This window comes from Bradyrhizobium sp. (genome assembly GCF_035309285.1).
Classification (GTDB): Bacteria; Pseudomonadota; Alphaproteobacteria; order Rhizobiales; family Xanthobacteraceae; genus Bradyrhizobium.
The window spans coordinates 1-6,143 of sequence record NZ_DATGFH010000085.1; the positions used below are offsets into that span (position 1 = coordinate 1).

The 6,143-nt window shown below is 62.7% G+C and carries 7 protein-coding genes; 2 read left to right on the top strand and 5 right to left on the bottom strand.

The features are described from left to right. Nucleotides 1-305: 305 nt before the first annotated feature. On the bottom strand, nucleotides 306-1,115 hold the full coding sequence (locus VKR55_RS16720; protein ID WP_324405019.1) for a hypothetical protein: 810 nt from the start codon (nucleotides 1,113-1,115) through the stop codon (nucleotides 306-308). Between the two features lie 149 nt (nucleotides 1,116-1,264). Between VKR55_RS16720 and VKR55_RS16725 the strand changes: the two genes are divergently transcribed. Next, nucleotides 1,265-1,456: a hypothetical protein gene (locus VKR55_RS16725; RefSeq protein ID WP_324405020.1), complete on the top strand. Its 192-nt coding sequence runs from the start codon at nucleotides 1,265-1,267 to the stop codon at nucleotides 1,454-1,456. A gap of 218 nt (nucleotides 1,457-1,674) precedes the next feature. Further along, nucleotides 1,675-2,046: a DUF3024 domain-containing protein gene (locus VKR55_RS16730; protein ID WP_324405021.1), complete on the top strand. Its 372-nt coding sequence runs from the start codon at nucleotides 1,675-1,677 to the stop codon at nucleotides 2,044-2,046. A gap of 12 nt (nucleotides 2,047-2,058) precedes the next feature. Here the strand turns inward: VKR55_RS16730 and VKR55_RS16735 are convergent, their stop codons facing one another. From VKR55_RS16735 to uvrB, 4 genes are all read right to left on the bottom strand, one after another. Further along, entirely contained in the window at nucleotides 2,059-2,478 is a 420-nt protein-coding gene (locus tag VKR55_RS16735; RefSeq protein ID WP_324405022.1) for a pyridoxamine 5'-phosphate oxidase family protein, read from the bottom strand. Then, nucleotides 2,475-2,750, bottom strand: coding sequence for a hypothetical protein (locus tag VKR55_RS16740; protein ID WP_324405023.1), 276 nt, complete (start codon nucleotides 2,748-2,750; stop codon nucleotides 2,475-2,477). Before VKR55_RS16740 ends, VKR55_RS16735 begins: the two co-directional genes overlap by 4 nt. A gap of 12 nt (nucleotides 2,751-2,762) precedes the next feature. Further along, a complete protein-coding gene (locus VKR55_RS16745; protein WP_324405024.1) occupies nucleotides 2,763-3,530 on the bottom strand; it encodes a DpnI domain-containing protein in 768 nt (255 codons plus the stop codon). 45 nt (nucleotides 3,531-3,575) lie between these two features. Beyond that, nucleotides 3,576-6,143: excinuclease ABC subunit UvrB (uvrB, locus tag VKR55_RS16750; protein WP_324405025.1), on the bottom strand; the 2,568-nt coding region annotated here is incomplete at its 5' end.

The following is a 6,143-nucleotide window of genomic DNA, read 5'->3' on the forward strand; positions in this document are numbered from 1 at the left end:
CTCCAACATAGTCCTCAATCCGCGCAGGAAGCAGGCTGGCTTGATCCCGGCTCTCGCCGGCCTTGAATGGGCGATTCGTCATGAACCGAATCGTACATCAATTGCGGCAAATGCCGAGTTCTTGCCCAGCCTCGTCGGGCAGTCGGCGCGGATGTTTTCGTAGGGTGGGCAAAGGCGCGTCAGCGCCGCGCCCACCATCTTCGAACAATGACGCTCCAGGATGGTGGGCACGCTTCCGCCTTCGCTTGTTGAAGCTACGGCGGACGTGGTCGCTTTGCCCACCCTACGAACTGTGCGCGTCGCTGCTACTGCACCGCGACCTTCCGCGTCACGAGGTCGACGACGAGCTTGCCATTCTTCTCATCACCCTCCGGCACATACGCATCTCCGGGGGCGAGCTCGCCGAAGGTCTGCGCCGGCTTCGCAAAGCCCTTGCCGCAGGCGATGCGGATGGTCTCGGCATCGGCGTAGCTCGCGTCCACCGTTACCGTGGCCTTGCGCGGGCCCGCGGCGAGCTTCGAGAGCTCGAAATACTTTTCGCGCTCCTTGCAGGTCACGACATTGGCGCCGTAGGCGTCGATCGAATCCTCCGCGGTGAGGATCATGTCAAACGACATTCGAACGTCCTTGCCAGCGCTCTGCGCGAACACGATCTGCGCTACCCCCGTCTCGAGCAGGCCCTGGCCCATATGGCCGGTGAGGCAGACCAGGACATCCTGCCGCGCGTCCTTCGCCAGCGTGACGCACTCGTTGGTGCGCACGCCCGGCTCAAAATTCCGGAAGATAGTGGCGCCGCCAACCTGTTCGAACACCACCGAGCCGCCGTCGTCGGTGGCATGCGCCTCGCAGCCGCTCTCGTAGTTGGCGACCAGCAGCGGGTTGCGTGAGGTCAGGAACTTGCCGGCAAAGCGGTCGCCGGTCAGCGTGACGTCGCAGCCGCCCCGCGGGGCGTTGGGATAGGCCTTCGCGCGCTTGCAGGTCGATCCCTTGATGCTGGCAGCATCGCAGAACGTCGAAAGCAGCGTGCGGTTCGGCACTTCCGCGTGCAAGGGCGCGGCGAAGAGGAGGGTGGCGCTGAAGGCCAGCGCTGGAATCACGGTGATGGCGTTGGGCATGGGAGAGGTGATGCTTCAAATGCGTGAACAACTCATTACATAGTCGTTTGGAGCCGCGAATGCGTTCGAACCGTCCGGGCCGCCATGGCGTCCCGCGGAACGATCTGCGCTGACGTCGCGTTGGCGCTTGTGATCGACGGAGACGAATGATGACCAAGCCGTTGAAGAAGATCATCAGGCCGGTTCCGGCAGACGAACAAAGCCACAAGGGGCCGGGCAGCACCCCGGCCGTTCCCCTCGACACCACCAAGGGCCATCGCGACGACGAGAAGCACAACATCCGCGAGCAGGCCGCGCACGGCAATCTGGTGCAGAACACCAGCAACAAGCGGTCGGGGTGAGCTCGCTCATTTGAGTTCGTCATGGCCGGGACAACGATAGCACTTCCGTCGTCATTCCGGGGCGCGACGCCGTCGCGAGCCCGGAATCCATAACCACGGTCTGTCTCGCTTGGACGCCGAACCATCGCCACGCTTCCGAAATCGCGCGCGCCGTGTTAGCGAAAACGGCAGCCCATGGGCAACTGCCCGTGCAGAAGCGGCGTGATCCTAGAGGACACATGAGCTCAATCGGTTTCTCGGCGGCAGAAAAGTCGGCGGTGACCGCCGCCTGCCAGCACCTGATCGACGACTTCCTCAAGCCCCGTTTTCTCCCCAGCATCCGGCCGACGCAGTTCAACTATCCGGTCGATATTCAGGGCAAGTGGCACGGCACCAGGTATCGCTTCGTTCAGCGCTACCGCTCCGGCTTTCCAGAGAATCCTGGCGAAGAGTTCGACGCCCCATTCGCCCGCCTCGACTGGATCAGCCGCAACCGCTTCGACCTCCAGTGGCACCGCCACACCGGAGAATGGTTCTGCCTGCATCGCGGCCTCACCTTAACCGACGCGATCGACACGCTGAGGTCCGACGGATTGCTGCATCCCCCGTGAGCATGACGCTGCTTACCCCAGCCTCAGCTCCTGGATCCGCGGCGGCGCTTGGCTGAAATCGCTATAGCGCAGCCAGCGCGGCCGCACGCGGACATAGGCGATGTCGCGCCACCTCTCGCGCTCGCGCCCGTCCGGCCACACCGCGAAATAGGCCTGCTTGCAGGCGGCGAGCTCATCGCCCGCTGGAATGTCGGCAATCCCCTCGATCTGCACGGTCTGCTCCGCATCCCAGCCGATCGCCAGCGCGACGCGCGGATCGGCGACGATGTTGGCATATTTGCGCGAGGTGGAGAGGGTGTCGAAAATGATGTCGAGGGTGTCGGTGGCGGCGATGCCGACCACCGCCGCCTGGGGGGCGCCAGCGCGGACTGTGCTGACGACGGCGAGGCGGTGCGCGCGGAGGAAGGGGAGGAGAGAGGTGGGGGCACTCATCCGTCGGCGGCCAAGAATTCAAGCGCCTTCTCTTTCGTTGGAAAACGTCCTAGTTCTCGATAATCGGGATCGTGCTCTGCTGTCTCCGGCGACCACAGCACGACAAAGTCGTTGCCTTCCTTTTCGATCACCGTTGTCAATTCGTTGGCCTCGTAAGGCGTCATATCTCGGGCGCCACAATGCGGACATTCGTCGTCGCACATGCACGACCATTCGTCCCTCCATTTGCCGCCGCAACGATCACATTCATAGTAATTCAGGAACCAAGCCATGGCGGATCAATCCTATGATCGCAAACGATAGTTGCCACGCGAAACGAATTCAATAAATCCTCGATCACGCAGATATTGAAGCTGCTGACGAATCTTCGGCCTGACGTTCTGGTTGCCGGGATAGAGTTCGCCGAGATGCCGGTCAAACGCGTACACATCGTCGAGTGTAAAGTCGCGTTTGCCAAGCGACTCCACGCATTTGAGAACATCCAACAGCCATCCGCGTGCCTCAAGCGATTGGTCTCTGAGAAACAGCGTCTTCTGCCATTCCTCAAGAACGATATCCTTTGGGCGGATGACGCCGTTTTGAACGATATGAATCTTGCCGGCTTCCGGCACTTTGCCGAGCAGAATATTCGATCCAATCCAGCCTGCACGCCGAGCCGTCACAGCCAGAGGTTTGCGCTCCTCGATGATGTCGCGGATGAAGAAATGCTTGGGCACAATGAAAAGGTTTATGACTGCGCGCGATTTCAGATCGTAATTCATCAACAGCAGATTGGGATTGTTGCTCGCGACAAGACGCTCGCATTTCGTCTTGTAGGCACCATCAGCGATCTTGGCACCGAACTTCCCCTTCTGGCTCTTTAGTTCGAACTCTTCGCTGCAGGATGCGCAGAGGAAATCGGCCACCGGGCTGTTGTTCGGGAATTGCGACATCTTCGCATTGCCGCAATGCGGACAATAGGCCCACGCCTTGACCCATGCTTCGGTCCACGCGCGGGCGCTCTGTGAGCCACTGGAATAGGCGGTCTGCAATTCTTCGAAGCCGAGTTTCATTGGGCCAGCCTAGCGAAACTCGCTCGAATTGCCAGTGTTGGGGGCCTACCTCCTCTTCCACCCACCCCGCTTCCCCGGCGCACCGCCGCTCGACCGCGGCGCCGGGCCGAACTCCTGTCCCGACTCGCGCGAGTTCGTGGGCTGGAAGATCTTGCTGCCGCTGATGGGGATGGGTTTTGCGGGCAGTGCGCGGGTGGGGCGGTGGGGCAGGGATTCGGGGCCGTGCATTTCGTCGAGATGCGGCTTGTGGACTTTGGAGGTGGTGGACTTCGAGTCGCTGTGCAGCTCTTCGTAGGAAGGAAGCAGGGGGTCGCGTTGCGCGCCGCGGGCACCGCCCGTGGGGCGCCCCCCTCCCTGGCCTCGAGAGCGAGCTTCGCTCGCCTCGGACCCCGCGAGGGGGGAGGGAACGGAGGCACCGCGTTCGCTGCGCGAAGACGCGTCGCCGCTGCGGCTCGCGCTCCCAACGCCGCCTTGGCCGGAACTGCCGCTACCGCGCTTCGAATATCGGCCCGCCTTGGCGACGGCCTCGGGCAAATTCGCGGCGTCGCCGTATTTTCTGGTGCCGGCGTAAGCGCCGGCGCGGTCCTGCACGGCGCGCTGCTTCACGGTGGGATCGTCGACGACGGCCATCTCGGTTGCGCGCAGGCGTTTCACCTCGTCGCGCAGTCTGGCGGCTTCCTCGAAATTCAGGTCCGCGGCGGCCTCGCGCATCCTTGTCTCGAGATCGGACAGCACGGCCTCGAAGTTGTGGCCGATCGAGATGATGTCGTCGGTCATGTCGCGACCGCCGACGTCGACCAGCACATGGTCGCGCTCATAGACGGAGTTGAGGATATCGCCGATCGACTTCTTCACGCTCTCCGGCGTGATGCCGTTGGCCGTGTTGTACTCCACCTGCTTCTCGCGGCGGCGGTTGGTCTCGGCCATCGCCCGCTCCATCGAGCCCGTGACGGTGTCGGCATAGAGGATCACCTTGCCGTCGACATTGCGCGCGGCGCGGCCGATGGTCTGGATCAGCGAGGTCTCGCTGCGCAGGAAACCTTCCTTGTCGGCGTCGAGGATCGCGACCAGCGCGCATTCGGGAATGTCGAGGCCCTCGCGCAAGAGGTTGATGCCGACCAGCGCATCGAACGCGCCAAGCCTGAGATCGCGAATGATCTCGATGCGCTCGATGGTGTCGATATCGCTGTGCATGTAGCGCACGCGGATACCCTGCTCGTGCAGGTATTCGGTGAGGTCTTCGGCCATTCGCTTGGTCAGCACCGTGATCAGCGAGCGATAGCCGGCCGCAGCGGTGAGGCGAACCTCGCCGACGAGATCGTCGACCTGCGTGCGCGCGGGGCGAATGTCCACGGGCGGATCGATCAGGCCGGTCGGGCGGATCACCTGCTCGACGAACACGCCGCCGCTCTCATTCAGCTCCCAGCCGCTGGGCGTCGCCGACACCGCGACCGATTGCGGGCGCATCATGTCCCATTCCTCGAAGCGCAGCGGGCGGTTGTCCATGCAGGAGGGCAGGCGGAAACCATATTCGGCGAGCGTCGCCTTGCGCCGGAAATCGCCGCGGAACATGCCGCCGATCTGCGGAACGGTGACATGGCTCTCGTCGGCGAACACCAGCGCATTGTCCGGCACATATTCGAACAGCGTCGGCGGCGGCTCGCCGGGGCGGCGGCCGGTGAGGTAGCGCGAATAGTTCTCGATGCCGGCGCAGCTGCCGGTGGCTTCCATCATTTCGAGATCGAAGGTGGTGCGCTGCTCCAGCCGTTGCGCTTCCAAGAGGCGGCCCTGGTTGTGGAGCTGATCGAGCCGCAGCTTCAACTCGCCCTTGATCGCCTTGATCGCCTGCACCAGCGTCGGCCGCGGCGTCACGTAATGCGAGTTGGCATAGATCTTGATGAATTCGAGCTCGTCCTGCTTGTGGCCGGTGAGCGGATCGAACTCCTCGATATTCTCCACGGTGTCGCCGAACAGATTGACGCGCCAGGCGCGGTCTTCATAGTGCGCCGGGAAGATGTCGATGACGTCGCCGCGGACGCGGAAGGTGCCGCGGGTGAAATCGGCCTGGGTACGCTTGTATTGCAGGGCGACGAGGTCGGCGATCAATTGCCGCTGGTCGATGCGCTCGCCCTTTTTCAGCGCAAAGGTCATCGCGGTATAGGTCTCGACCGAGCCGATACCGTAGATGCACGACACCGAAGCGACGATGATGACGTCGTCGCGCTCCAAGAGCGCCCGCGTCGCCGAATGGCGCATACGGTCGATCTGCTCGTTGATGGAGGAATCCTTCTCGATGTAGGTGTCGGTCCGCGGCACATAAGCCTCGGGCTGGTAGTAGTCGTAATAAGAGACGAAATATTCCACCGCGTTGTCGGGGAAGAAATTCTTGAACTCGCCATAGAGCTGCGCCGCCAGCGTCTTGTTCGGCGCCAGGATCAGGGCCGGTCTTTGAGTGGCCTCGATCACCTTGGCCATGGTGTAGGTCTTGCCCGAGCCGGTGACGCCGAGCAGTACTTGGGTGCGGTCGTTGCGCTCGATGCCCTCGACCAACTCGGCGATCGCGGTCGGCTGGTCGCCCTTCGGCTCGTACTCGGATTTGATGACAAAGCGCAC